The organism is Aquitalea sp. ASV15, from assembly GCF_016429115.1.
GTDB classification, from domain to species: domain Bacteria; phylum Pseudomonadota; class Gammaproteobacteria; order Burkholderiales; family Chromobacteriaceae; genus Aquitalea; species Aquitalea magnusonii.
Genome location: NZ_JAELTZ010000013.1, coordinates 16,903 through 41,636 on the forward strand (window position 1 = coordinate 16,903; position 24,734 = coordinate 41,636).

Annotated in this window: 22 protein-coding genes and 1 pseudogene; 15 read left to right on the plus strand and 8 right to left on the minus strand. The window is 50.9% G+C overall.

The features are described 5' to 3' along the window. Positions 1–69: 69 nt before the first annotated feature. From JHD64_RS07680 to JHD64_RS07740, 13 genes are all read left to right on the plus strand, one after another. Positions 70–1,272: a Wzz/FepE/Etk N-terminal domain-containing protein gene (locus JHD64_RS07680; RefSeq protein WP_199052843.1), complete on the plus strand. Its 1,203-nt coding sequence runs from the start codon at positions 70–72 to the stop codon at positions 1,270–1,272. A gap of 87 nt (positions 1,273–1,359) precedes the next feature. After that, a complete protein-coding gene (locus JHD64_RS07685) occupies positions 1,360–2,478 on the plus strand; it encodes a DegT/DnrJ/EryC1/StrS aminotransferase family protein (RefSeq protein ID WP_199052844.1) in 1,119 nt (372 codons plus the stop codon). 2 nt (positions 2,479–2,480) lie between these two features. Beyond that, entirely contained in the window at positions 2,481–3,056 is a 576-nt protein-coding gene (locus tag JHD64_RS07690; RefSeq protein WP_199052845.1) for an acyltransferase, read from the plus strand. Further along, a complete protein-coding gene (locus JHD64_RS07695) occupies positions 3,053–4,549 on the plus strand; it encodes a lipopolysaccharide biosynthesis protein (RefSeq protein WP_199052846.1) in 1,497 nt (498 codons plus the stop codon). Before JHD64_RS07690 ends, JHD64_RS07695 begins: the two co-directional genes overlap by 4 nt. After that, positions 4,546–5,430: a glycosyltransferase gene (locus JHD64_RS07700; protein WP_199052847.1), complete on the plus strand. Its 885-nt coding sequence runs from the start codon at positions 4,546–4,548 to the stop codon at positions 5,428–5,430. The genes JHD64_RS07695 and JHD64_RS07700 overlap by 4 nt, the downstream gene beginning before the upstream one ends. Continuing rightward, positions 5,427–5,954: a serine O-acetyltransferase gene (locus JHD64_RS07705; RefSeq protein WP_199052848.1), complete on the plus strand. Its 528-nt coding sequence runs from the start codon at positions 5,427–5,429 to the stop codon at positions 5,952–5,954. The genes JHD64_RS07700 and JHD64_RS07705 overlap by 4 nt, the downstream gene beginning before the upstream one ends. Positions 5,955–6,039: 85 nt before the next feature. Then, positions 6,040–7,290 (plus strand): oligosaccharide repeat unit polymerase, encoded by a 1,251-nt coding sequence (gene wzy, locus JHD64_RS07710; RefSeq protein WP_199052849.1) that lies wholly within the window; start codon positions 6,040–6,042, stop codon positions 7,288–7,290. Between the two features lie 185 nt (positions 7,291–7,475). Then, the gene (locus tag JHD64_RS22460) at positions 7,476–7,805 is read left to right on the plus strand and encodes an EpsG family protein (protein WP_370540942.1); all 330 of its coding nucleotides are present in this window, start codon (positions 7,476–7,478) and stop codon (positions 7,803–7,805) included. Position 7,806: 1 nt separating this feature from the next. After that, on the plus strand, positions 7,807–8,985 hold the full coding sequence (locus tag JHD64_RS07720) for a glycosyltransferase (RefSeq protein WP_199052851.1): 1,179 nt from the start codon (positions 7,807–7,809) through the stop codon (positions 8,983–8,985). Beyond that, on the plus strand, positions 8,985–10,967 hold the full coding sequence (asnB, locus tag JHD64_RS07725; RefSeq protein ID WP_199052852.1) for an asparagine synthase (glutamine-hydrolyzing): 1,983 nt from the start codon (positions 8,985–8,987) through the stop codon (positions 10,965–10,967). The genes JHD64_RS07720 and asnB overlap by 1 nt, the downstream gene beginning before the upstream one ends. Then, positions 10,964–12,241, plus strand: coding sequence for a nucleotide sugar dehydrogenase (locus JHD64_RS07730; protein ID WP_199052853.1), 1,278 nt, complete (start codon positions 10,964–10,966; stop codon positions 12,239–12,241). The genes asnB and JHD64_RS07730 overlap by 4 nt, the downstream gene beginning before the upstream one ends. A 1-nt stretch (position 12,242) precedes the next feature. Beyond that, positions 12,243–13,268, plus strand: a complete 1,026-nt coding sequence (locus JHD64_RS07735) for an NAD-dependent epimerase/dehydratase family protein (protein WP_199052854.1) — start codon at positions 12,243–12,245, stop codon at positions 13,266–13,268. A gap of 71 nt (positions 13,269–13,339) precedes the next feature. Continuing rightward, positions 13,340–14,638, plus strand: a complete 1,299-nt coding sequence (locus JHD64_RS07740; protein ID WP_199052855.1) for a glycosyltransferase family 4 protein — start codon at positions 13,340–13,342, stop codon at positions 14,636–14,638. Positions 14,639–15,549: 911 nt separating this feature from the next. On the opposite strand, the pseudogene JHD64_RS07745 reads toward JHD64_RS07740, so the two are convergent. The 8 genes and pseudogenes from JHD64_RS07745 to JHD64_RS07780 all read right to left on the minus strand — a co-directional run bounded on the left by JHD64_RS07745 (position 15,550) and on the right by JHD64_RS07780 (position 21,497). Further along, positions 15,550–16,234 (minus strand): annotated as a pseudogene (locus tag JHD64_RS07745) (integrase core domain-containing protein). 145 nt (positions 16,235–16,379) lie between these two features. Further along, a complete protein-coding gene (locus tag JHD64_RS07750) occupies positions 16,380–17,051 on the minus strand; it encodes a YdcF family protein (protein WP_199052856.1) in 672 nt (223 codons plus the stop codon). A gap of 6 nt (positions 17,052–17,057) precedes the next feature. Next, positions 17,058–17,528, minus strand: coding sequence for a CreA family protein (locus JHD64_RS07755; protein WP_059286587.1), 471 nt, complete (start codon positions 17,526–17,528; stop codon positions 17,058–17,060). Between the two features lie 34 nt (positions 17,529–17,562). Continuing rightward, entirely contained in the window at positions 17,563–17,889 is a 327-nt protein-coding gene (locus JHD64_RS07760) for a chorismate mutase (RefSeq protein WP_199052857.1), read from the minus strand. 10 nt (positions 17,890–17,899) lie between these two features. Beyond that, positions 17,900–18,589 (minus strand): CTP synthase, encoded by a 690-nt coding sequence (locus JHD64_RS07765; RefSeq protein WP_199052858.1) that lies wholly within the window; start codon positions 18,587–18,589, stop codon positions 17,900–17,902. Positions 18,590–18,843: 254 nt separating this feature from the next. Continuing rightward, positions 18,844–19,866, minus strand: coding sequence for a tryptophan--tRNA ligase (gene trpS / locus JHD64_RS07770; protein ID WP_059286737.1), 1,023 nt, complete (start codon positions 19,864–19,866; stop codon positions 18,844–18,846). A 282-nt stretch (positions 19,867–20,148) separates the two neighbouring features. Beyond that, the gene (locus JHD64_RS07775) at positions 20,149–20,412 is read right to left on the minus strand and encodes a hypothetical protein (protein WP_199052859.1); all 264 of its coding nucleotides are present in this window, start codon (positions 20,410–20,412) and stop codon (positions 20,149–20,151) included. Positions 20,413–20,675: 263 nt separating this feature from the next. Further along, the gene (locus JHD64_RS07780; RefSeq protein WP_059286739.1) at positions 20,676–21,497 is read right to left on the minus strand and encodes a pyruvate, water dikinase regulatory protein; all 822 of its coding nucleotides are present in this window, start codon (positions 21,495–21,497) and stop codon (positions 20,676–20,678) included. Between the two features lie 322 nt (positions 21,498–21,819). Between JHD64_RS07780 and ppsA the strand changes: the two genes are divergently transcribed. Further along, complete coding sequence (gene ppsA / locus JHD64_RS07785) at positions 21,820–24,207, plus strand: phosphoenolpyruvate synthase (RefSeq protein ID WP_110313642.1); 2,388 nt, start codon at positions 21,820–21,822, stop codon at positions 24,205–24,207. Between the two features lie 173 nt (positions 24,208–24,380). Next, complete coding sequence (locus tag JHD64_RS07790) at positions 24,381–24,725, plus strand: YgiW/YdeI family stress tolerance OB fold protein (protein ID WP_199052860.1); 345 nt, start codon at positions 24,381–24,383, stop codon at positions 24,723–24,725. Positions 24,726–24,734: the final 9 nt, after the last annotated feature.

Genomic DNA, 24,734 nt, shown 5'->3' on the forward strand with positions numbered 1-24,734 from the left:
CCTGGTGGGCGACGGGCCTGCCAAGCAATGCATGGGCATCGGCCCAAGTTTACGAGAAAGTCGCCAATAATGACGGATACCACCCGTGAAGCAGCACAAGTCCCGGTTGAAACCGAAATGGATTTGCTGGCTGCGCTGACGGTCATTCTTAAACACAAAAAAATGATTGCCGCGTCCACCCTGGGCCTGGGTGGCGCCGCCCTGGTAACCAGCTTGCTGCTGACGCCGATTTACACCGCTACCAGCAAGATCATGCCGCCGCAGCAGCAAAGCTCCACTCTTACCGCAATGCTGGGGCAACTAGGCTCACTGGCCGGTGCTGCCGGTTCGGTAGCCGGGTTGAAGAACCCCAATGACTTGTATGTAGGCATGCTGCAAAGCCAGAGTGTGGCCGATAACCTGATTCGGCGTTTCAATCTGCAACAGCGCTATCAAACCAAAACCATGGCCGACACCCGGCGCAGACTTGCCACAATGACGGATGCCGTGTCCGGCAAGGATGGCCTGATTGCCCTGTCGGTTGATGATGAAGACCCCAAGTTTGCCGCCACCCTGGCCAACGCCTATGTGGATGAACTGAGTAAAGTCAATCAGCGTCTGGCGGTAACCGATGCGGCCAAGCGCCGTTTCTTTTTCGAGCAACAGCTGAAAGAGACCAAGGACAAGCTGGCAGAGGCCGAAGTCGCCCTGAAAAAGACCCAGGAACAAACCGGCATCCTGCAACCGGAAGGGCAGATCCAGGTCATCGTGGCCAATATGGCGCAGCTGCGTGCCGGCATTGCCAGCAAGGAAGTCGAGCTGAGTGCCATGCGCAGTTTTGCCACCGCACAAAACCCCAATTTGCAGAAGACCGAGCAGGAACTGCAAGCCATGCGTGCCCAGCTGGCCAAGCTGGAACAAAACCAGGCGGCCAAGGGCGCCGATATTTTTGTGCCCACCGGCAAGCTGCCGGAAAGTGGCATGGAGTACGTACGCCGCCTGCGTGATATGAAATATTACGAAACCATGTTTGAACTCATGGCCAAGCAATACGAGTCCGCCAAGCTGGACGAATCGAAAGACTCGTCCTCGATTCAGGTGCTGGATGTAGCAACGGTCCCCGATCAAAAATCCCGCCCAAAGCGTGCTCTGCTTACCATCGCTGGTTTTTTTGTTGGTTTGTGCCTGGGCTTGCTCGCCGCATTTTCCCGCGAAAGCTATCTGAACAGCCGTCGTGATGACAGCGATGGCCGTTGGGACGCAGTATTCCGGGCCTGGTCCGGTAAAGCCTGAGTGCGCTGGACCTGGCCGTGCTTGTGAGCGACTGTAAATCTTGATATTTAATTTTCGGCAATATTGTAAAAACGATTGAATAAGCCAATGACTGATAACGCCCAGCGCAAACCAATACCGGTAACCCAGCCCTTCCTGCCCCCTCTGGATGAGTTTATTCCTTATCTGGAACAGATTTGGGAAAACAAATGGCTGACCAATAATGGCCCTTTCCATCAGCAACTGGAAAAAGAGCTATGCCAGTATCTGGGCGTGGAGCATATTTCGCTGTTTACCAATGGCACCATTGCCCTGGTAACTGCCCTGCAGGCCCTGCGTATTGGTGGCGAGGTCATTACCACACCTTATTCCTTCGTGGCTACCAGCCATGCGCTGTTGTGGAATAATCTGCGTCCGGTATTCGTGGATGTTGATCCGGACAGCTTTAATATGGACCCGGCCTGCATTGAGGCGGCCATCACCCCGCAAACCACGGCGATTCTGGCGGTACATTGCTACGGCAAACCATGTGCCGTGGAAGAGATACAGCGCATTGCCGATACCTATGGTTTACGGGTGATTTATGATGCCGCCCATGCTTTTGGTATCGACTACAAGGGTAGCAGTCTGCTTAATCATGGCGACCTGTCCATACTGAGCTTTCATGCCACCAAGGTATTCAATACCTTTGAAGGTGGAGCCATTGTCTGTCCGGATGCCAAAACCAAGCAGCGCATTGATTATCTGAAAAACTTCGGTTTTGCTGATGAAATCACGGTGACCTCTCCAGGCATCAACGGCAAGATGAGTGAATTTCAGGCGGCATTCGGCCTGTTGCAACTCAAGCATGTGGCTGCTGCCATCACCGCACGTCAACAAGTGGACCAGCGCTACCGCGATGCACTGCAGGAGATACCGGGTATCAGTCTGCCCCCCCTTCCGGATCAGGCGAATAGCAACTATTCCTATTTCCCCATCCTGGTAAACGAGGCGTATCCACTCAGCCGTGATGCCTTGTATGACAAGTTGCGCGCACATGGCGTGCTGTCGCGCCGCTACTTTTATCCCCTGATCAGCGACATGCCCATGTACCGGGGTTATCAGTCAGCCCGCCCGGATAATCTGCCCTACTCAGTCAGCCTGGCCAAGCGCGTGTTGTGCCTGCCTATTTTCACTGATCTGACTGATAAAGACCAAAACAACATTATCGAACTGATCAGGGGTTAATCATGCCATGGTTGTCACAGGAAGATTTGTTGCAACTTAATTTCAAGAGCATCGGGAAGAACGTTCTGATTTCAGATAAGGCATCTATTTATAATTCTGCCAATATTTCTATTGGCAATAATGTGCGAATAGATGATTTTTGTGTCATTTCAGCAGGTGAGGGTGGTATTTTTATTGGAAACTATATACATATCGCTGTTTATTGTTCTTTGATAGGAGCGGGATGTATCAGGTTAGAGGATTATTCAAACCTATCATCAAGAGTGTCTGTTTATTCTAGTAATGACGATTATTCTGGCGAATTCATGACAAATCCGTGTGTTGCATCTGTGTTCACTAATGTGACACATGCAAATGTCGAGATTGGAAAGCATTCAATAGTAGGCAGCGGCTCTATTATTTTGCCTGGGGTCAGACTGGAAGAAGGAGTGGCAATCGGCGCCCTGAGTCTGGTAAATCGGGATTGTGAAAAATTTCACATCTATGCCGGTACTCCGGCACGAAAAATAAAAAAACGCTCAGATAAATTATTGCAAGTAGAACAGGAGTTCCTTCAGCTAAAGCCGGAGCGTGGATGAGTCTGCGTCGTAATATCCTTGCCAATTACGCCGGTATCGTCACCACCACCCTGATGACTTTCCTGGTGGTGCCCTTTTATCTGCGCTGGTTGGGGGCCGATGCCTATGGCCTGGTCGGAGTGGCTGCCATGGTGCAGAGCTGGCTGATGTTACTCAATGCCGGCTTGTCTCCCGTTGTTGGCCGGCAGGCTGCACAGTCTCATGCCGGTGTCGCCAATTGGCGTGATACCGCCAGATTTTTCCGTACCGTGGAATGGCTGCTTGGCTTGCTCTCCCTGCTGGCGCTGTGTGCCATGGCTGTTGGCAGTCAGTGGCTGGCATTGCACTGGCTGAAGGCAAGCAGTTTGCCACCGGGGCTGGTGGCGCAGGCCATTGTCTTGTTCAGTCTGAATATCCTGCTGCGACTGGCCAGCAGCATCAATAGTGGTGTGCTGCAAAACATGGAGCAGCAGCTATGGCAGAACGGCAACCTGATTGTGTTCAGCTTGCTGCGCTTTGCTGCCTCACTCCCCATCGTGTGGTACAGCCATGATGTGCAATGGCTGTTTACCTGGTGGGTGCTGGTGTCAATGGGCGAATACCTGAGCATACGCAGCAAAATAGCGCGTCTGTTGCCAGTCAAAGTGCCCCTTTTTACTTTTGACCTGGCACTGCTGCGCCAGCATGGCCACATGGCCGCCACCCTGGCATTTACCAGCACGGTGTGGGTGATGATTACCAATCTGGATCGCCTGGTGCTGTCCGGCCTGCTGCCACTGGCTGAATATGGCCATTACAGCGTTGCCACCTTGCTGGCCAGCGGGGTGCTGCTGCTGGCGCAGCCGGTGACCCAGGCTTTTCAGCCCAGGCTGTCCGCAGCATTTGCCCGCGGGGGCATGCTGCCTGCCTGTGAGGAATTCCGCCGCTGCACCCGGCTGGTGGTGCTGGTGACCTTTCCGGTAGCTGCGGTATTGCTGGCCATGCCGCAAATGGCCCTGCAATTGTGGACCGGCAATGCAGCACTTGCCATGGCTACGGCCAATATCCTGCGTGGCTATGTATTGGGTAATGCACTGATTGCCGCTGGTGGGATGTTGTATTTCCTGCAAGTGGCCATCGGCAATGTGCGTTGGCATTTACGGGGAAATATCGTGTTTGCCGTGTTGCTGGTACCGGCCATTCCCTGGGTTGCCGCGCATTATGGTGCCTTGGGCGCTGCTGTTTTGTGGGCGCTGATCAACCTGATGCTGTTTGTATTGTGGAACAGCCTGTTACTGCTGAAACTGGCACCTGCCTTGTGGCCGGTGTGGATAGTGCGTGATGTGCTGTGGCCGCTGCTGCAAGTGCTTGTTCTTGCCTGGCTGCTTTCACTGAGTCCATTGAGTTTGGTGACTGGCAAGTTAGCGGAGTTTCTGGTGCTGGCAGGCTGCAGCCTGATGTGTATTGTTATCTTATTACTTGGCATGCCGGATGTGCAACAATGGATTCTGCGCCAGTTGGAAAGAGTGAAATGAAGCAAAAGCCTAAAGTATCTGTCTGCATCGTTACTTATAATCAGCAGGCTTATATTGAAGAGTGCCTGGAAAGCGTATTGGCACAACAGACCGATTTCTCGTTTGAGATTATCGTGGGCGATGATGCCTCGACTGACCTGACCCGACAAAAACTGCAAGCCCTGCAGCAGCGCCATCCTGAGCAGATTAGACTGGTATTGCATGAAACCAATATCGGTGCAGCTCCGAATATTTATTCGGTATATGCTATGGCGAAAGGTGAATATATCGCCCACCTGGATGGTGATGATTATATGTTGCCGGGGAAATTGCAAATTCAAACTGATTTTATGGACGCAAATCAACACTGTAATGTGTCATTTCACAGAATGAAAGTTCTTGGTCGGGATGGTACATTAAAAGATGATTTGATCGATGTTAATCTAATTCCGAAAGATGGTTATAGTGCTGATGATGTTATTCAGTTAATAACGGTTGGAATGCATAGTTCGAAAATGTTTAGAAATAGTTCGTTAGCTATGCCGGAAGTTGAGTTTGATGTGGTGGATTATTTCATAAATATTTTACAAATTGGAATTGGTCGTGCTGGTTTTGTCCCTGTAGAACCCTTGGGGGTATATCGTGCCGGAATTGGTATCGCAAGTGCCGGGCTTAAAACAAGAAGAGATCTTGCTAATGCATTAGAGTATTTTTTGGAAAAAAAGAATTTTAGTCGGGTACATATAAACTCAGCATTGCTGATGTTAATGCTGGCGGATTTAAAAAATAGAAGAAACACCTTTTTTAGATTTTTTTGGCTTTGGTTGATTAGTTTTCACACCGGATCAATTTTCCTGTCTTTGAAGCGATGGAATGTGATTCGTATGCTGAGATTGCCATGAGAGATTTTATCAAAATAGTGTTAGCGGATCTGAAAGCACAGGCAGGTGGACCTTCTTTTTATATACTCTTGAAACATGCCTTGATAAGTCATGCCTTTCATATGACTTTTTTTTACAGGCTGGGTTGCTACTTAAAAGATATTCCATTTGTTGGGGGGGCGGTCAGAGTTTTAATTGAGTATTTCATACGGATCGTTTTCTCAAGCGATATTTCATGCCGGTCCAGGATTGGACAGGGCCTGATGATAGTGCATGGCCACGATATTGTAATCGGTGGCAATGTTGTTATCGGAGAGTATTGTAAAATTCTTAATGGTGTTACGTTGGGAAATAAAGATACTGAAAGTATAGTTAATCAACAGCCAACGATAGGTCAGAACGTTGTAATTGGCACTGGCGCAAAAATATTGGGAAATGTTACAGTTGGTGATGGAGTTAGAATTGGGGCTAATAGTGTTGTTCTAATCAACATTCCCGATGGTGGGGTCGCTGTTGGTGTGCCTGCAAAAATAATAGTTAAATAAGTCAACTTTTCCTAATTAGATAAATTTTGTCTCGTTTGTGGAGAGTTTCAGAATTATGAAGTCGATTAAATCCTAGAGTATTTATATGATAAATATTACAGATTCAAAAAAAATATGGCTGCTGATATATATCATCAGTAATATGGTGGCGGCTACTATAATATTTTTCACTGGGATGTTGGTCGGGGATTTTGAAGGGGTGCCATTTGAAGATGACTTCTTATTGCTTTTCTCACTCGCAATCATACTGATCTCGTATTGGTTCTTCTTGGGGCCGCTCTTTTCTTGGGTGAAGCGTTTTAAAGTGGATGGCAATAGGGGCAATACATGCAATAGAAATGAAAAGTATTTATTCGGTATTGTACTTTTTTTTATGCAAATTGGCTTTATGGCATTTAATTTGCTTGAAGGAGTAAATGCTGCTGGAAGTGGAGGTGCTGTTAGTAATAGCCCGTTTGCGATAATCTGGGTTATTTTCCCAGTGGATATGTTGTTTGTTATTTACTATCCACTTTGTCGTTATGAGAAAATGTTTAAGTTTAATTTAATAATATGGTTAGTTTCTAACTTGCAAAGAGGTTGGTCGGGTGTTTTTATTATTTTGATGTTTTTTGAGTTGGGTATTTTGGCAAAGAAAGGAAAGTTGTCAATTTCCCGTGTGAGCATTGTTGGTGTAGGAGTTTTAATTCTTTATCCTTTTGTAATCGCATCTAAGTGGGTAATTAGATCTTTCTCTAAAGTTGGTTTTGATTTTTTTGATATGTCTACCGGGTTGGTACGTGCATTTAGTGAGATTGATTATGTTGCTGCATTAAGTGAAGGTTTTTTGCATTTAATTGGCAGATTGCAAACTGTATCAGCATTAATTGAGACCATTGTAATAAGAAAAACCTTATCTCATGCGTTTGATGCAGGGTCATTTTTGCCTTTTTGGAAAGAGGGTTTGTTTGGTTTGTTATATGACAAGGTATTCTCTGTGGGTAAGATTATGACACTAGGGGTATATTTTACTCAGTATACAGGACCTAATAATGCAATTGGTGATCTAGGTGAGTGGAATGTGAATTCTGGTTTTCCTTCATGGGTATTTATAGCGCCAGAGTATTTATTTTTCTATCTTGGTTATGTTTTTATGTTGTGCGTATTTTCTGTTTTCCTTACCAAGAAAATAAGTGCTGATGATTTTCAATTGGATGGATTGTGGTTGATCTGGCTGCTGTTTTTATTGCCGCCGTGGTTAGGAGCATTTGTTGGATACATATATGCAATGATTGTATTTATTGCCATAATGTGGTGCGTAAATAAAATGACTACATTGTTTTTTGTGAGTGAATGATTTTTTTGTTTGGTATTTTTTAATGCGTTCGGTGATGTTTATTAAATATCAGTAATCTAAAAATTGTATTTGTATCTGCTTGATGCAGCTGATCATAAAGTTTCGTTACATAAGCTGTATTGTCAATAAAATTTAAAATTTTGTACGTTTTAAATTTGTTTTGCAGGCTATGAGCGTGGTTGGGTATGGTTCCTGCGAGTTTTCTTTTTATATTTCGCAAAAAAATTAATAGTCGTTATGTGGATACCAAAGTCTGGATGTTTTTCGCTATTGCATCTTTGTTGTGTATCCCATTGCAGTCTATGGCATCGACAGCAACGGATCGGCTTGCACTATATTTAACGCCTCTACAAATGGTGGTCTATTCTCGTCTGCCACTGTTTTTTTCTCCTGCATTTAGATATGTAGTGTTAACTGCAATTCTATCTGGTTATACTGCAGTCTTGTATGTCTGGTTGAATTATTCATCTAATGCACTGGAATCGTGGATACCTTATAAGTGGATATTAACCTGATATGTTAACCCAACGTAAGAAAGTTTTATTTGTTATTACGACATTAGACGCCGGTGGGGCGGAGATGTCTTTGTGTAAAGTGGTTTCAGGTTTTAAAAATAACAATCAATATGCCATTAAGGTTGTGTCGCTAACTGACATTGGACCTCTTGGTCAAGACCTTAAAATGAGTGGTGTTGATGTCGATTCGTTGAACATGGTGCCTGGAAGGTTATCACTGCCAGCAGTCCTTAAATTGTGGTGGATAATGATCAGATATAAACCGGATGTTGTTTCTACCTGGTTGTATCACGCAGATTTTCTTGGCGGTATTGTTGCCAGAATGTGTGGTGTACGCGCTGTTGTTTGGGGGGTGCGAAGTTCTGACGTATACTCGGATAAGACAAAAAAACTGACACATGGCATTATAAAACTATGCTCTTATTTGTCTTCTTTTATTCCAACCCGCATTGTATCGTGTTCAATTTTTGCTGTAGAAACGCATGCTGCAGTTGGTTATAAAAAAATAAAATTTATGGTTGTGCCGAATGGGTTTGATTTAATTAAATATCAACCCAGTGCTGAAATGTTTCGTGCTGTAAGAGAAGAACTTGGCTTGTCGGAAACTTGTAGGTTGGTTGGCTTCGTTGGTCGTAACCACCCCATAAAAAATCCTGAAGGATTTCTTGCTGTAGCAAGTTATATTGCTGAGTATGATGAAAATATTCATTTTTTGATGGTTGGTAAAGGAAATGATACAGAGAATATGGATTTGATTGCATTGATACAGCAGTATCAATTAAGCAATCGTATTCATCTCGTTGGTTTGCAGCGTGATATTCCAAGGTATATGGCTGCATTGGATATCCTGGTTTTGACTTCTTGGAGCGAGGGATTTCCCACTGTGATTGGCGAGGCAATGTCCAGTGGTGTACCTTGCGTAGTTACTGATGTAGGTGATGCCGCGTACATTGTTGGCGAACACGGTCGTGTTTCTGTTGCTGGCGATATGAATGGTCTGGCAATGCAGGCTGTTGAATTACTTAAAATGAATACGGATGAATTTGCTTTGTTACGCCAACTGGTTCGTAGACGAATCGCGGAAAATTTTAGTCTTGATAATATGGTACAAGGTTTTGAAACTGTATTTAATGAGGCTTACGAGCAAAGAAAATCAATTTTTGATAGGATGGAAAAATAATGTGCGGCTTGGTTGGATTTTATAAGACGCCATCCTCGGGAATAGAATCGCCAGTCGAAATTGCGTGTAACATGGCGCAAAGGATTTCTTACCGCGGCCCTGATGATTCTGGCGTTTGGCATGATGAGAGGCATGGTCTTGTTCTTGCTCATCGTCGTTTAGCCATTGTCGATTTGTCGCCTAATGGCCATCAACCCATGCATTCTGTATGCGGTCGATATGTCATTGTTTTTAATGGTGAAATCTACAATCATCTTGAGCTGCGTCATCAGATGGAGAGGTCTGTTGACCAGGTCTGGCGCGGCGGTTCCGATACAGAGACGTTGCTAGCTGCCATTGCGACCTGGGGAGTCGAGGAAACACTCAGGCGTAGCGTTGGTATGTTTGCCATTGCCTTATGGGATCGAGAAACTGCCGAACTGACACTTGCGCGCGACCGTTTTGGTGAAAAGCCGCTGTACTACGGCTGGCATGGTAATACTTTCCTATTTGGTTCCGAACTGAAGGCACTCAAGGCTCATCCAGCATTCCGAGCCGAAGTGGACCGTCAGGCACTCACCTCAATGATGCGCTTTGGTTATGTGCCAGCTCCCCATTCCATATATCAGGGCATTGCCAAATTGCCGGCAGCCAGCTGCTTGACGCTACGCCCTGCGGCAGGCCCGGCTGCAATGGCCCGGCCACAGCCTTACTGGTCTTTGCAACAGACTATCCGTGATGGGCGGCAAAACCTTTACACCGGCTCGGTAGAATGTGCAGTGAACGAGCTTGAACAAGTTTTGCGGCAATCGGTGCGTCTGCAAATGATGGCAGATGTTCCGCTGGGTGCTTTCTTGTCTGGGGGGGTAGATTCGTCATTGATCACGGCTTTGATGCAGACTGAGTCCAGTCGACCGGTTCAAACCTATACCATCGGTTTCGATGAGCAAGGTTATGACGAAGCAGTCCATGCCCGCGAGGTAGCCTTGCATCTGGGAACCTCCCATACCGAGTTGTATGTTTCGGCACAGAATGCTTTGGATCTGATCCCTGTGTTATCTGAGGTATATGACGAACCCTTTGCTGATTCATCCCAAATTCCAACAATGTTAGTGAGCCGTATGGCTCGTCAGCATGTGACGGTGGCATTATCCGGTGATGCTGGTGATGAGCTGTTTGGTGGCTATAACCGTTACTTGATGGCTGATCGAGTGTGGCAGCAAATGAAGCGACTGCCCTGGGGCAGTGCAAACCTTGTGGCACGGCTACTTAGAGTGATGCCTGTTCGAGGTTGGGATGCGCTAAATGCGTTGCTGACTCCTGCTCTCCCGCAACGTTTCCATTTCGCGCAGTTAGGAGATAAGTTACACAAGTTCTCGAATGTCATGAATGCAAATTCGCAGTTTTCACTTTATCGAGGCTTGATTTCTCAATGGCAAGAACCTGAGTCAGTGGTATTGAGGGGCGTCGAAGCTCCGAGCTTGATTGATGAGAGTGAAATATGGGGTGGGCTTGAAAGTTTTGTTCCATGGATGATGGCAATGGATACCCTCAGCTATATGACGGATGATATCCTTGTCAAAGTGGACCGGGCCGCAATGTCAGCTAGCCTTGAAACACGTGCGCCCTTCCTCGATCACCGGGTTGTGGAGTTTGCCTGGCGCCTACCACAGTCGCTGAAAGTGGTAGATGGACAGGGAAAATGGATCCTGCGCCAGTTGTTATACAAACATGTACCGCGTGAGCTGATTGATCGTCCTAAGCAGGGCTTTGCAATTCCTGTGGCCGCCTGGCTGCGCGGGCCTTTGCGCGACTGGGCTGAGGATTTGTTATCCGAGCAGCGTTTACAAGCAGATGGCTATTTCAATGTAGCACTGGTCAGAAAGAAATGGAATGAGCATGTCAATGGCACAAGAAATTGGCAGGCGCAATTATGGTGTATACTGGCGTTCAATAGCTGGTTGCAGTTGGAAAACAATTATTCGGGTGTTATTTTGAAATGAAGATTGCTCTAATTGGTTTGGGCTATGTTGGTTTACCATTGGCTGTGGAGTTTGGCAAACTGTATGAAACAGTGGGTGTCGACCTTTCTGTGCAAAAAGTGGCGGCATATCGTGAGTTTGTCGATCCCACCGGAGAGGTTTCCAGCGATGATTTGCGTGCTGCACACTTATTGTCTTGCCATACTGACCCCGCTGTAATTGCAGATGCCGACTTTATCGTAGTCGCTGTTCCCACTCCAGTGGATATTGCACATCAGCCCGATCTTACTCCCCTCATAAAGTCTTCCGAAACCGTCGGTCGTTATCTGAAGCGTGGTTCAACCGTGGTGTTTGAATCCACGGTTTATCCGGGTGCCACCGAAGAGATTTGTATTCCCATTATTGAAAAAGTGTCTGGTCTGAAGTGGAAGCATGACTTTTTTGTCGGCTACAGCCCCGAACGTATCAATCCAGGTGATAAAGAGCGCACCGTAACTAAAATTGTTAAGGTCGTCTCAGGGGATACACTGGAAACTCTTGAACGAGTGGCCAATGTTTACGCCAGTATTATTACTGCAGGCGTATACCGTGCAAGTTCCATCAAGGTGGCAGAAGCAGCCAAGGTAATTGAAAATACCCAGCGAGATCTCAACATTGCCTTGATGAATGAGCTGGCAGTTCTGTTCAACATTATTGGCATTGATACCCTTGAAGTCTTACAGGCTGCGGGTTCTAAGTGGAATTTCTTACCTTTCCGCCCTGGCTTGGTTGGCGGGCATTGCATTGGGGTCGACCCTTATTATCTGACGCACAAGGCGGAAGAGCTTGGTTATCACCCGCAAGTGATTCTGGCCGGACGCCGTATCAATGACAGCATGGGTAAATTTGTTGCCGAACAATTGGTCAAGCAGATGATTGTAGCTGACCTGCCTGTCAAGGGTGGTAAAGTGGCCGTATTGGGTGTGACTTTTAAGGAAAACTGCCCAGACCTACGTAATAGTAAGGTGATCGATGTGGTCTGCGAGTTGCAGAGTTATGGTATGGAAATTTATATCCACGACCCGTTGGCGGATGCTCAGGAAGCGATGCATGAATACGGTATAAACCTGCAGGAATGGGAAGCGTTACCGCAAGTAGATGCTATTGTGGCGGCTGTCAACCATCAGCAATATAATGAAATGGGTCTCTCTGCCCTGCTGGATAAGCTGCATACCGGTGGCGTATTTATTGATGTCAAAAGCAGTTACCCGGCAGATGCTATTCGCGCTGCCGGCCACCCGCTGTGGAGGCTGTAAGATGAATCATCTTGACACTTTACTTGCGGATTTGCGTAAAAAGCCTTCCCGCTGGTTGATTACCGGTGTTGCTGGATTCATTGGAAGCAATCTGCTGGAAAATCTGCTCAAGTCCAACCAGGTGGTAGTTGGCCTGGATAACTTCTCAACTGGGCATCAGCATAACCTTGATCAGGTGCAGAGTGTGCTTTCACCTGAGCAATGGAGACGTTTCGAGTTTATCAAAGGTGATATTCGCGATATGGCTGACTGTCAGCAGGCTTGTGCTAATGTTGATTACGTTTTGCACCAGGCTGCGTTGGGTTCAGTTCCTCGTTCGCTGGCAGATCCTATACTCACCAATGCTGTTAATGTCAGTGGTTTCCTGAATATGCTGACGGCTGCCAAAGATGCAGGTGTAAAGCGTTTTGTCTACGCTGCCAGTAGCTCCACTTATGGAGATCATCCGGCTTTACCCAAAGTAGAAGATACGATTGGCAAACCACTGTCCCCTTATGCAGTAACCAAATACGTCAATGAGCTATATGCCGATGTGTATGCTCGTAACTATGGTATGGAAAGTATAGGCCTGCGCTATTTCAATGTGTTTGGGCCTAGACAAGATCCCGCAGGTGCATATGCTGCAGTCATTCCAAAGTGGATTGATGCCATGTTGGCGGAAGAGGACATTTATATAAATGGTGATGGGGAAACCAGCCGGGATTTTTGCTTTATTTCTAATACGGTCCAGGCAAACCTACTGGCTGCTACATGTACCAATCCAGAGGCCATCAATCAGGTTTATAACATTGCCGTAGGGGAACGTACCAGTCTGAATCAGCTATTTACCATGATTCGGAACGGCCTGTGCAAAGGGAGTATTCCGAATGCAATTCATCGTGACTTCCGTGCCGGCGATGTCAAGCATTCTCAGGCTGATATCAGCAAGGCCCAATCCCTGTTGGGTTATCAGCCTGATCATCGGATTGAAACTGGGATGCAGCAGACTTTGAAATGGTATCTAGAACGTAGATGTGCTGCCGTGTAATAAGGCTGTTATATTAGCGTGGTTGTTGGGCGTGATACTCATCTTTCCTGAAAGCCACGCTATCAGTGGGCATGTTCCCTCAATATTTTTATATTGCCAGCGTCAATTATTTCTCAAATGAGGTAGAGGCTGATGATGCAAGGGGATGTGAGCGCTTTTTTTATTTGTTCCGGTATTTGTTTGGCAATTTTGACATATATTGCCATCCTCAAAGCATCTATCTGCGGGGCCCTTTAGAAATGAAAATCGTTCTTTTTGCCAATACGGACTGGTATTTGTACAATTTTCGCCTTTCGTTGGCCACGAATTTAAAATCCCAAGGGCACGACGTTGTATTACTCTCCCCGCCGGGGGAGTATAGTAAAAAGCTCATACAAATGGGTTTTAATTGGCAAGCTGCGCCACTGAATCGGCGTAGTCTTAACCCATTGTGTGAGTTAAGATTTTTGCTATGGCTTCGAAAGTGGCTTCTCCAGCAAAAGCCTGATCTTGTTCACAGTTTTACAATTAAATGTGCAATTTATGGTTCACTTGTCGCAAAGCTAACTTTTGTTCCCGCCAGGGTCAATGCGGTAGCCGGATTGGGATATGTTTTTACTAGTAAGGATCTTCGGGCGCGTTTTTTGAGGCCAATTGTTCGTACCCTGATGAGATTAGCGCTGACCGGTAAAAATGCTCGTCTTATATTGCAGAATCCTGATGATGTACGCTTATTTCAGAAGGCAGATATTGTGTCTTATGATTCCATTCGCCTTATCATGGGTTCTGGTGTTAATTGCAACCGTTTTATCGGTAACCATGAAGAGAGGAAAAGCCGTAGTGCTGTCAAAGTATTGTTGACGGCGCGGCTCCTATGGGATAAGGGTGTTGCTGAGTTTGTTGAGGCGGCACAGCAGTTGCGGCAGGAATGTGGAAGCAATATTCACTTTTTACTGGCAGGGTCTCCTGATCCGGGAAATCCGGCAGCGGTACCCTTACAAATTGTCGAAAGTTGGGTTAATGATGGGATTGTCGAATGGCTGGGGCATGTTGATGATATGCCGAAACTATTATCGTCAGTTGATATATTTGTATTGCCCAGTTACCGTGAGGGACTACCCAGAACATTAATTGAGGCCGGTGCTTGTAGTCTGCCACTGATTACGACCGATGTGCCTGGCTGCCGCGAAGTTGTGAGTCAGCACGGGCAGAATGGCTTGCTAGTACCTGTGCAGGATAGTCGTCAGCTTGCTGCTGCTATTCGTAAGCTGTATGAGGATCCTGATTTGCGCAAGCGGCTAGGGGCGGCTGCCAGAGAACATGTTTACCGTGAGTTTGATGAGCACATCGTACTTGCTAAAACGATTGAAGTGTATCGTGAGTTAGCATAATTTTTTGCTCTTGATTATATCTGGCATTCATGTTTTTCTATTTATTAGAGAATGTCTGTCCAAGCAATGGCCTTTTCATTTAAGTTCATCATTCTAAAGTGCCGCGAATTGGAAATGTGGCAGCTGCTGAATTTTTTAATCTTGAATGGTGTATCAAACAAAAAACTGAATTATCGCTAAATTTCCCACCAAATTTTCCTCGTGCAAATGGATTGGTTTGTGTTGTGGGTATTTTTGAAGCTTATTTGATCTGCTGTTTATTGAAAATATAGCAGTCAGTGCTAGATTATTTCACATGCGAGCATGTTAGTTTAAGTTTATTTATTTTTCATTAAGCTATTCGTCGCGGTGGGCGGTATGCAATCATCCTTGTCCGTTGGCTCGTGTGGATCAATATAAAATATGTGCCGAGTAAGATTGCAATGCATTGGTTTTCAACCCGCTGGAAAATAATCATCAAGATAATGTATCAGATGGTGGACAGTATCGAGCTAACTTCTGACGGTAATGGCCCTGCTTTTTAATTAATTGCTCCGGTATTATTGGTATGGCCGCTGTAATGCATAGATTGCGTTCAATAGTATGTGTTGAAGCTATAATGTGTTTTGTAAATATATTTAATATTAACTGCTTGGAATGTGGTTTGTTTGTGTGGTGATATAAGAGTCCAAGATGCATCGTCGCAGTGTATGTCAGTGGTGCGTTCAATATTACTGTAATATTAACCACTTTGGTGTGCAAAACTGTGCAAGCTTTTTGTATGCGTAATTATAAAAGCAGATATAAAGCCTGTGAGTTTTAGCAATTTCGGTGTCTGTTGCCAGAGCAGTATGGAAAGAACTATTGATAAAGTGTAGATGGAGACACCTGCGATCATGAAACTGACCTGCCCCCAGAATTATGGCCAAGGCCTACATAGTAAAGTCGGTTAAAAATTCCTGCTTTTGTTCCTGCCCCGCTTGTTCTCCTATGCAGAAGCCTGCTGCAAATGCCGCGGGTGTTTGATAGTCAAGCGAGCTATATGGTCTTGCTTCGTTATAATCCTTTTGCCACACAGCGAGTTCGGTCAGAACATACAAGAGACTCATGAACCAGTGCTCGTTCAGGCATTCATCGCGCAAGCGCCTGTTGAAGCGCTCGATGTAGGTGTTTTGCGTGGGCTTACCAGGCTGAGTCAGTTTCTGCTGAATTCCCTTGCTGCTGGCCCACTGGTCCAACGCATTGCGGTAAATTCTGCCCCCTGATCCGTTCTGATGCATGCCGACATGCCGTCGCACCGAGATAGGGGGCAGCTCGCGCATTCGTTGCACTGCTTCACGCTTCTGATGCGGTGTTAACGCTTTACTCCAAGTCCGATTTTGAGAGCCTCGTCGTCTAATATAGGCTCGGCTAGCAAGCGCTTCAGCCGGGCATCCTCGATATTGAGCTCCTTCTGCCCTTGGCATCCGAAACCTCCATCCCGCCGAACTTGGCCCGTCAGTTGTAGAACGAGGCATCACTAAAGCCATGCTGCCGGCACTACTCTTTCACCGCAACGCCGGCGTCAGCCTGCTTCAGAAACTCGATGATTTGCTCTTCCGAGAATCGCTTCTTCAAGTCCTTTCTCCTCATACAAGACGAACTTTACTAAGTTTCAGATGGCCCTGTTCGGGGGAGCTGATCAGTCTCAACCTATCCGGGGATGTTGAATCCGTACATTGTTGTAGCTTTTGTCGGATGGTCGTGCTCTACGTATGCCCTATCACCATGATTGCGACCCTTGTAAGTCATCCAGCGCACTGCCACGTAGCAGGTGCCGGTTGTAGCCCTGGGCTATCAGTTGTTGCCATGCTTCCAGCACCACCGGCGGTATCGGCAGCGCTTGCTGAAAGCCCAGGCGCGGATAGCGCAGCAGGCGGTGGATATCGCCGACCATTTCTTCGATCAGCCCGAATACGCCCACCATATTGGATACGCCCCAGGGAAAGGCAAAGTCGGGGGCATCCACGCTGTATGTGATGCCTGGCCATTGCACGGGCTGGGTCTGCATGACGCGGCGGATGGAGTTGGGCTTGGTGACAAAGGTGACGCAGCGGGCGGCCGGGCACAGTTGGCGCGACAAGCTCAGGTTTTCGGCAAAATTGCGCGCCTGCGGCTCCAGCAGTAGTTGCGACGCTGGCACCCCCAGCGCGAGGGCGCGTTCGGCAAAGACCTCGGCTTCCGGTCTGTTCCATAGTTCAGCGGTCCAGTTGCCGGTATTGCCGCTGATCAGCATGCGCGGGGCGATACCCTGTTGCAGCAGGCTCACCGCATGTTCCACCACCCGGATATCGTAAGAGCCGCACACCACCAGGATGTCGCTGGGCTGGTGGCTGCGGCCGGCACTCAGGAAATCCCACAGCAGGCGGGCATTGTGCAGGGTAGGTGTGGACATGAATGGCTATTTCAGCGGAATGCCCTGGCCGCTGACCGGCACGGCGGTGACGGCATTGTCCGGGCTGCCGTCAATCAGCTTGTCAGAGTAGGTGAGGTAAACCAGGGTATTGCGCTTGGCATCGACAATGCGCACCACGCGCACATGCTTGAACACGAAGGACGCGCTTTCCTTGAATACTTCTTCCTGTTTCGGTAAGGGTCGGGCAAAGCTGATGCTGCCGATCTGGCGGCAGGCGACCGAAAAGCGCGACGGGTCCTTGGCCAGGCCGACAGCACCGCCATAGCCGCCAGTCTGGGCGCGCGATACATAGCAGGCCACGCCGCTGACGGCCGGGTCGTCAAAGGCGTCCACCACCACCTTGTCGTTGGGGCTGAGCAGGCGGAAGGTGGTGGAGACCTTGCCGACTTCTTCGGCATGGGCGGTGGGCAGGCAGCACAGGCTGGTCAGCAGCAGGGTGGCACAGAGGTTTTTCACGGCAATGCCTTGTCGGGGGGAGAAAAGCTGCAGTCTAAGCCGGCGGCGCGGTTTTGCCCATGGTCGCCTGCCGCCGTTCGAATTCGCGCATTTCACTGGCAATGAAGTGGCTGATCATGGTGCGGTAGACCTCGGCAGTCAGTTGCGGATCGGCGCCCAGTTCGCCGGCCAGCTTTTCCACCCGGCGCATGACCTGATCCACCCGTTTGCCGCCTTCCACCTCGTCACTGCTCTGCTTGAAGGCTGCTGCCTGTTGCACATACAGGCCGCGCTCGGCCAGCAGGGCCACCAGCGCGCGGTCGATACGGTCTATCTGGCTGCGTACTTCGGGCAGGTTCTGGCACTGGTAAACAAATTCCATGGTGGTGTCCTCAGTGGTGGCGGGCGGCTTGCAGCAGGGCGCGGGCCAGCGGCGGGCATTGTCCTTGCAGGGCGACGCGCTCGGATTGAAACAGGGTGGCGATGAAGAAGGGATGGCCGCTCAGCTCGACTGCGCGCACTTCACCATCTTCATCAAAGGCGGTGGCTTGCAGGGGGCCATTGGTCAGTTCGCTGGCAAAGGCCGGGTTCAGTCCGTAGCGACAGCGATAGCCTTCCATGGCGGATGCCTGTCCATAAATGGCGGCCAGTTGCGAGCCGGCGGCAAAGCGGACTTCGGCCCGGGTTTCCACCAGGGCGCAGCTGAGCGGGGCGATGACGGCGCGCACGGCAGCGGGGGCGGTTTCGCCATGCTCGGCATCCTGCCAGCCCAACACATGGCGGGCGTATTCGAGTATGGCGTGCTGGAAACCGCCGCAGCTGCCCAGAAAGGGGATGCCCTGTTCGCGGGCATGGCGAATGGCCGTCAGTGCGCCGTCCATATTGCGATAGGGGCTGGCCGGTACGCACCAGATGGCGGCATGGCCTGCCAGATCTGCCGCACTGTGGATGCGGTCGGTAGCGAGCCACACCGGCTGCACCTCCACATCCAGCTGGCCGGCGGCCAGCTCCAGCGCCAGCGGGATGGCCTGATGGGCAGCCACGCCGGGATCAAAGTCGCCTACCAGTGCGATGCGGGTCATGGTCAGTCCTTTTGCGGGTTTGATTGATATCGACCAGATGTTTGTTAAGTATTGATTTGTAACAAAAATTACAGATTGCGATCAATATAACTGCGTGCATCACAAGCCGGATCGACCGGGATGCACGCAGCAGCGCTGGCGGCTGAGAGTGGCGAACAAGAGCGTAGCCTTTCCGGGGCAAGCTGCGCCGACGCCGGCAGTACCCGGTGTACGGCAGGGGGCGCAAAGCTGCCGCAGGGTTTTGCTGGTGGCGCTTAGTAGTAGTTCAGCCCCATGGCGGCCTTCACCTCACTCAGGGTGACGGCGGCCACCTGTCGGGCGCGGGCGGTGCCTTGTTTGAGCATGGCCAGAATGGCTGCCGGGTCGCGGGCGTATTCCTCGCGGCGTTGGCGGATGGGGGCTAGCAGTTCTTGCAGGCATTCTTCCAGATGTTGCTTGATGACGCTGTCTCCAAGTCCGCCTTGCTGGTAATGCTCTTTCAGGCGCTTGACCAGTTCGATATTGGGGTGGAAGGCATCCAGATAGCTGAACACCACATTGCCCTCCACCTGGCCGGGGTCGGACACGCGCAGGTGATTGGGGTCGGTGTACATCATTTTCACCGCCTGGCGGATTTCATCGGCAGTGGCCGACAGGGTGAGGGTGTTGCCCAGCGATTTGGACATCTTGGCCTTGCCGTCGATGCCGGGCAGGCGCGCGCCCACGGCCGGCACCATGGCCTTGGCTTCCACCAGTACCGGGGTGTCCACGCTGCTGTTGAAGCGGCGCACGATTTCGTTGGTCTGCTCGATCATCGGGATCTGATCTTCGCCCACCGGCACGATGGTGGCCTTGAAGGCGGTGATGTCGGCGGCCTGGGCGGCGGGATAGGTGAGGAAGCCGGCCGGAATGTCGCGCTCGTAGCCGCGTTGTTTTATTTCATCCTTGATGGTGGGGTTGCGTTCCAGCCGCGATACCGTCACCAGATTGAGGTAGTAAGACGCCAGCTCGGTCAGCTCCGGCACCAGGCTCTGGATGAAGATGGTGCTCTTGGCCGGGTCGATGCCCACCGCCAGATAATCCAGCGCCACCTGCAGCACGTTGTCGCGCACTTTCAGGTAATTGCCCATATTGTCGGTCAGCGCCTGGGCATCGGCCAGCAGCAGGAATTGCTGGCAGCGGTCCTGCAGCAGCACTCGGTTGCGCAGCGAGCCCACGTAATGGCCAAGGTGCAGCGAGCCGGTGGTGCGGTCGCCGGTGAGAATGATGTCCTGGGAAGTGATGTCGCTCGGTTTCATGTCGGGTTCCTGTTGGTAATCAAGCAAGGGAAACCATCGACAAGGAGGAACGTAGACAAAACAAAACCCGGATCCGCCTTGTCGGCAGCCTCCGGGTTGTATGCGTGCGCAGTCGCCGGTGCCACCTCAGAAGAGGCGCCACCACCAGTTGAAGGATGCGAATGCGTTGCGTGAGTTCATGTTTTCTATCACAACACGGCGGGCTTGCCGCCGTCAAGCAGCGGCTGTTGCAAAAATACCCAAAGAAAATGACAGGAACAGTGCGGGATTATTCTGAACAGCTCAGACGCTGACATCGATCACACTGCCCAGCGCCGGGGCGGCTTGCTGGTGGCCCTGGGCCGCTCTGCCGGGGAAGGCGTGGTCCGGCTGTTGCTGCCCGGCGGCAGATTGCTGCTGATCGTGGCGGGCTTCCGCCATTTCCTTGCGCAGTTCGCCGGAGAGCACGGGGGTGTCCGGTTTGCCGCTGACGCCGGCCAGCTGCGTTCCCTGGCGCCAACTGCCTGGTGCATAGCTGTGCCAGCTGGTGATGGGGAGGATGAACATGGGCCGCTCCGCTGTGGTGGTTTTGTTTGGAGCCGCCGTGGCCGGTGACAGTTCCTGCGCTGTGTTTTAAAAGTCCATTTAAAACAATGGGATATTGTGCTTGTGGCCCGGCTGTGGCGGCGATGGGCGCAAAAAAAGAAGGCATGACAGCCTTCCTTTTTTGCTTGCCAGCCTCTGGCGTGGCTTAGCGCGGCTCACAAAATAGCGTAGCGGCCCTGGAGCAAGGAGGCGCCACGCAGCAGCAGGGTTTTTGTCAGCGGCGCTTAGAAACGACGTGACAAGGTGGCCTTGTGCATGATGGTGGTGGCGATTTCTTCGATGGACTTGTGGGTGGTGCTGATGAAGGGCACGCCGTGGAAGCGGAACATGGATTCTGCTTCGTTCACTTCGAAGTGACAGTTGTCCAGGCTGGCGTATTTGGAATCCGGTCGGCGTTCCTGGCGGATATGGTGCAGGCGCGCCGGGTCGATGGTCAGGCCGAACATCTTGTTGCGGTAGGGCAGCAGCATCTTGGGCAGGGTGGGGCTGTCCAGGTCTTCCGGGGTGAGCGGGTAGTTGGCGGCCTTGATGCCGTATTGCAGTGCCAGATACAGGCAGGTTGGCGTTTTGCCGGAGCGCGACACGCCCACCAGGATGACATCGGCCTCGGCCAGGTCTTTCAGCTTTACGCCGTCGTCGTGATTGAGCGAGAAGTTCACCGCTTCGATGCGGTGGTCGTATTTCTCCTCGCTGCCCACACCATGCGCCTTGCCCAGCGTCAGCGAAGCCTTTTGCCCCAGCTCGGCTTCCAGCTCGCCGATGAAGGTATCGAAGAAATCCACCACCAGGGCATTGTCGATATGCAGTACCTGGCGTACTTCCGGATTGACGATGCTGGTGAACACCAGTGGCTTGAGGTGATCGGCTTCGGCCACGGCACGGATGTGGTGGACCACTACCTGGGCCTTTTCCACCGTGTCGATGAAGGGGATGGCCTCGCGCTTGAATTCCAGGGTGTCGAACTGGGTCAGCAGGGTATTGCCCAGCGATTCGGCAGTGATGCCGGTGCGGTCGGAGATGAAAAAGGCGGAGCGGCGGTGTGGCATGGATGCACCTGTTTCGGAATCGGTAAGAAAATAGTTGTCAGGGATTATACCCCTGCCCGCCGACTGTACGGCAGCGCAGAGGGTGCTGGCATGAATTGGCCATGATCCGCCCTGGCTATGGCTTTTGTTGTAGTTGCCACACTACATTGCGGTCACAAATCGGCAAAGAAACGCCCTTACACTCACCATTCTCGGGCGTGGTTTGCATTGATATGGGGCAAACCCTGATGTTGTGCGCTGCAAAATGGGCTACGCAAGTCCTGTGGTATTCGGCTAGAATGCGGGTTTTCTATCCGTCCAATCCAACACAGGAAGTGAAGTGATGGCAGAGAACTACGTCATCTGGTTCGAGAAGCTGCGCATGACTGACGTTGAACAGGTAGGCGGCAAGAACGCCTCCCTGGGTGAAATGATCAGTCAGCTGGCAGGCTCGGGCGTCCGAGTCCCCGGTGGTTTTGCCACTACCGCGGATGCCTACCGAGATTTCCTCCAGCACAATGGCTTGGCTGACAAGATCAGCGCCGCGCTGTCCAATCTGGACATCGACGACGTGACCGAGTTGGCACGAGTCGGCAAGGAAATTCGCCAGTGGATCATCGATACCCCTTTCCCGGCCAAGCTTGATGAAGATATCAAGACTGCCTGGGACAAGATGGTTGCCGATTCCGGTGGTGCAGATATTTCCGTAGCAGTCCGTTCTTCCGCAACCGCAGAAGACCTCCCCGATGCCTCGTTCGCAGGCCAGCAAGAAACCTTCCTGAACATTCGTGGCCTTGAAAACGTCAAGGATGCGATGAAGCATGTTTTTGCTTCCCTGTACAACGACCGCGCCATTTCCTACCGCGTGCACAAAGGCTTTGCCCACGATGTGGTGGCGCTGTCCGCCGGTGTACAGCGCATGGTGCGTTCCGACACGGGTGCTGCTGGTGTGATGTTCACCATCGACACCGAATCCGGCTTTGAAGACGTGGTGTTCATCACCGCTTCCTATGGCTTGGGCGAAACCGTGGTACAAGGCGCCGTCAACCCCGACGAATTCTACGTACACAAGCCGACCCTGAAAGCAGGTCGTCCGGCCGTGCTGCGCAAGAACATGGGTTCCAAGCTGATCAAGATGGAATTCACCGATGCTTCCCAGGCTGGCCGCTCGGTCAAGACCGTGGATGTACCGGCAGAACTGCGCAAGCAATTCTCCATCACCGACGCCGAAGTGGCCGAGCTGGCTGAATACGCGCTGATCATCGAAAAACATTATGGCCGCCCGATGGACATCGAGTGGGGCCGTGATGGTGGCGATGGCAAGCTGTACATCCTGCAAGCCCGTCCGGAAACCGTGAAGTCGCAGGAAGACCGCAAGGACACCCTGCGTCGCTACCGCCTGAACAGCAAGTCCACCGTGCTGTGCGAAGGCCGTGCCATTGGTCAGAAGATTGGCCAGGGCACCGTGCGCACCATCAAGGACGCTTCCGAGATGGATCGCGTCAAGGCTGGCGATGTACTGGTGACCGACATGACCGACCCGGACTGGGAACCGGTGATGAAGCGTGCCGCCGCCATCGTGACCAACCGTGGTGGTCGTACCTGTCACGCGGCGATTATCGCCCGCGAACTGGGTATCCCGGCCGTGGTGGGTTGTGGTGACGCCACCGACATCCTGCGTGAAGGCATGCAGGTGACCGTTTCCTGCGCCGAAGGCGATACCGGCAACATCTACGATGGCCTGCTGGACGTGGAAGTGATCGACCTCGAGCTGGACAAGATGCCGGCCGCCCCGGTCAAGATCATGATGAACGTGGGTAACCCGGAACTGGCCTTCGATTTCGCGCAGCTGCCGAACGAAGGTGTGGGTCTGGCTCGCATGGAATTCGTGATCAACCGCCAGATCGGTATTCACCCCAAAGCCCTGCTGGAATTCGACACCCTGCCGGCCGACCTGAAAGCGACCATCAGCGATCGCATTGCCGGTTACGCCAGCCCGGTTGACTTCTATGTGGACAAGATTGCCGAGGGTGTTGCCACCCTGGCCGCAGCCTTCACTCCGAAAAAGGTCATCGTGCGCATGTCCGACTTCAAGTCGAACGAGTACGCCAACCTGATCGGCGGTCAGCTGTACGAACCGCATGAAGAAAACCCGATGATCGGTTTCCGTGGTGCTGCACGCTACGTGGCTGAATCCTTCCGTGACTGTTTCGACCTGGAATGCCGCGCCATCAAGAAGGTGCGCGACGAGATGGGTCTGGTCAACGTGGAAGTGATGATCCCGTTCGTCCGTACCCTGGCTGAAGCCGAGAAAGTGGTCGAAATCCTGGCTGCCAATGGTCTGAAGCGTGGCGAAAACGGCCTGCGTCTGATCATGATGTGCGAACTGCCGACCAACGCTGTGCTGGCCGACAAGTTCCTGCAGTTCTTCGACGGCTTCTCCATCGGCTCCAACGACATGACCCAGCTTACCCTGGGCGTGGACCGCGACTCCGGTGGCCCGATTGCGGCTACCTTCGACGAGCGCAACGAAGCCGTGAAAGCCATGCTGCATATGGCGATCCAGGCTTGCCGCAAGGCTGGCAAGTATGTCGGCATCTGCGGTCAGGGCCCGTCCGACCATCCGGACTTCGCCAAGTGGCTGGTGGAAGAGGGTATCGAAACCGTCTCCCTCAACCCGGACACCGTGGTGGAAACCTGGCTGTACCTGGCTCGCGAACTGAACGCCTAACCCTGCAACTGCCGGCTGGACAGAAACCGCCCTTTCGAGGGCGGTTTTTTTATGGGCGAGCGGCATTGCTGCGGCTGACCTAAAACATGAGTTTGCTGATGGCTGCTTTAAGCATGGCTTAAGCTCACCGGACTTAAATGGTGGGGCACTTTCCCTTCATACAAGGACAGATCATGAAAAAAATTCTTGCCATGCTGAGTATCGCCGCCATCCTGCCGTTGAGCGCCCAGGCCGAATTTGTCGGCGAAGGCAGCACACCCGCGCTCACCACCGTGGCCAAGGCGTTGCAGGCCGCCGACGACAGCCGCGTCATGCTGGAGGGCAATATCGTCCGCCAGATCGATCACAAGCATTATGAGTTCAAGGATGCCAGCGGTACGGCAAAAGTGGAAATCGACAGCAAGTATCTGCCGGCTGAAAAATTTACCGCGCAAAGCAAAGTCCGTTTGCAGGGCAAGGTAGACAAGGAGTTTTCTGGCAGCAAGATTGATGTCAAACAAGTGGAAATTCTCAAATAGCCTGGCTGA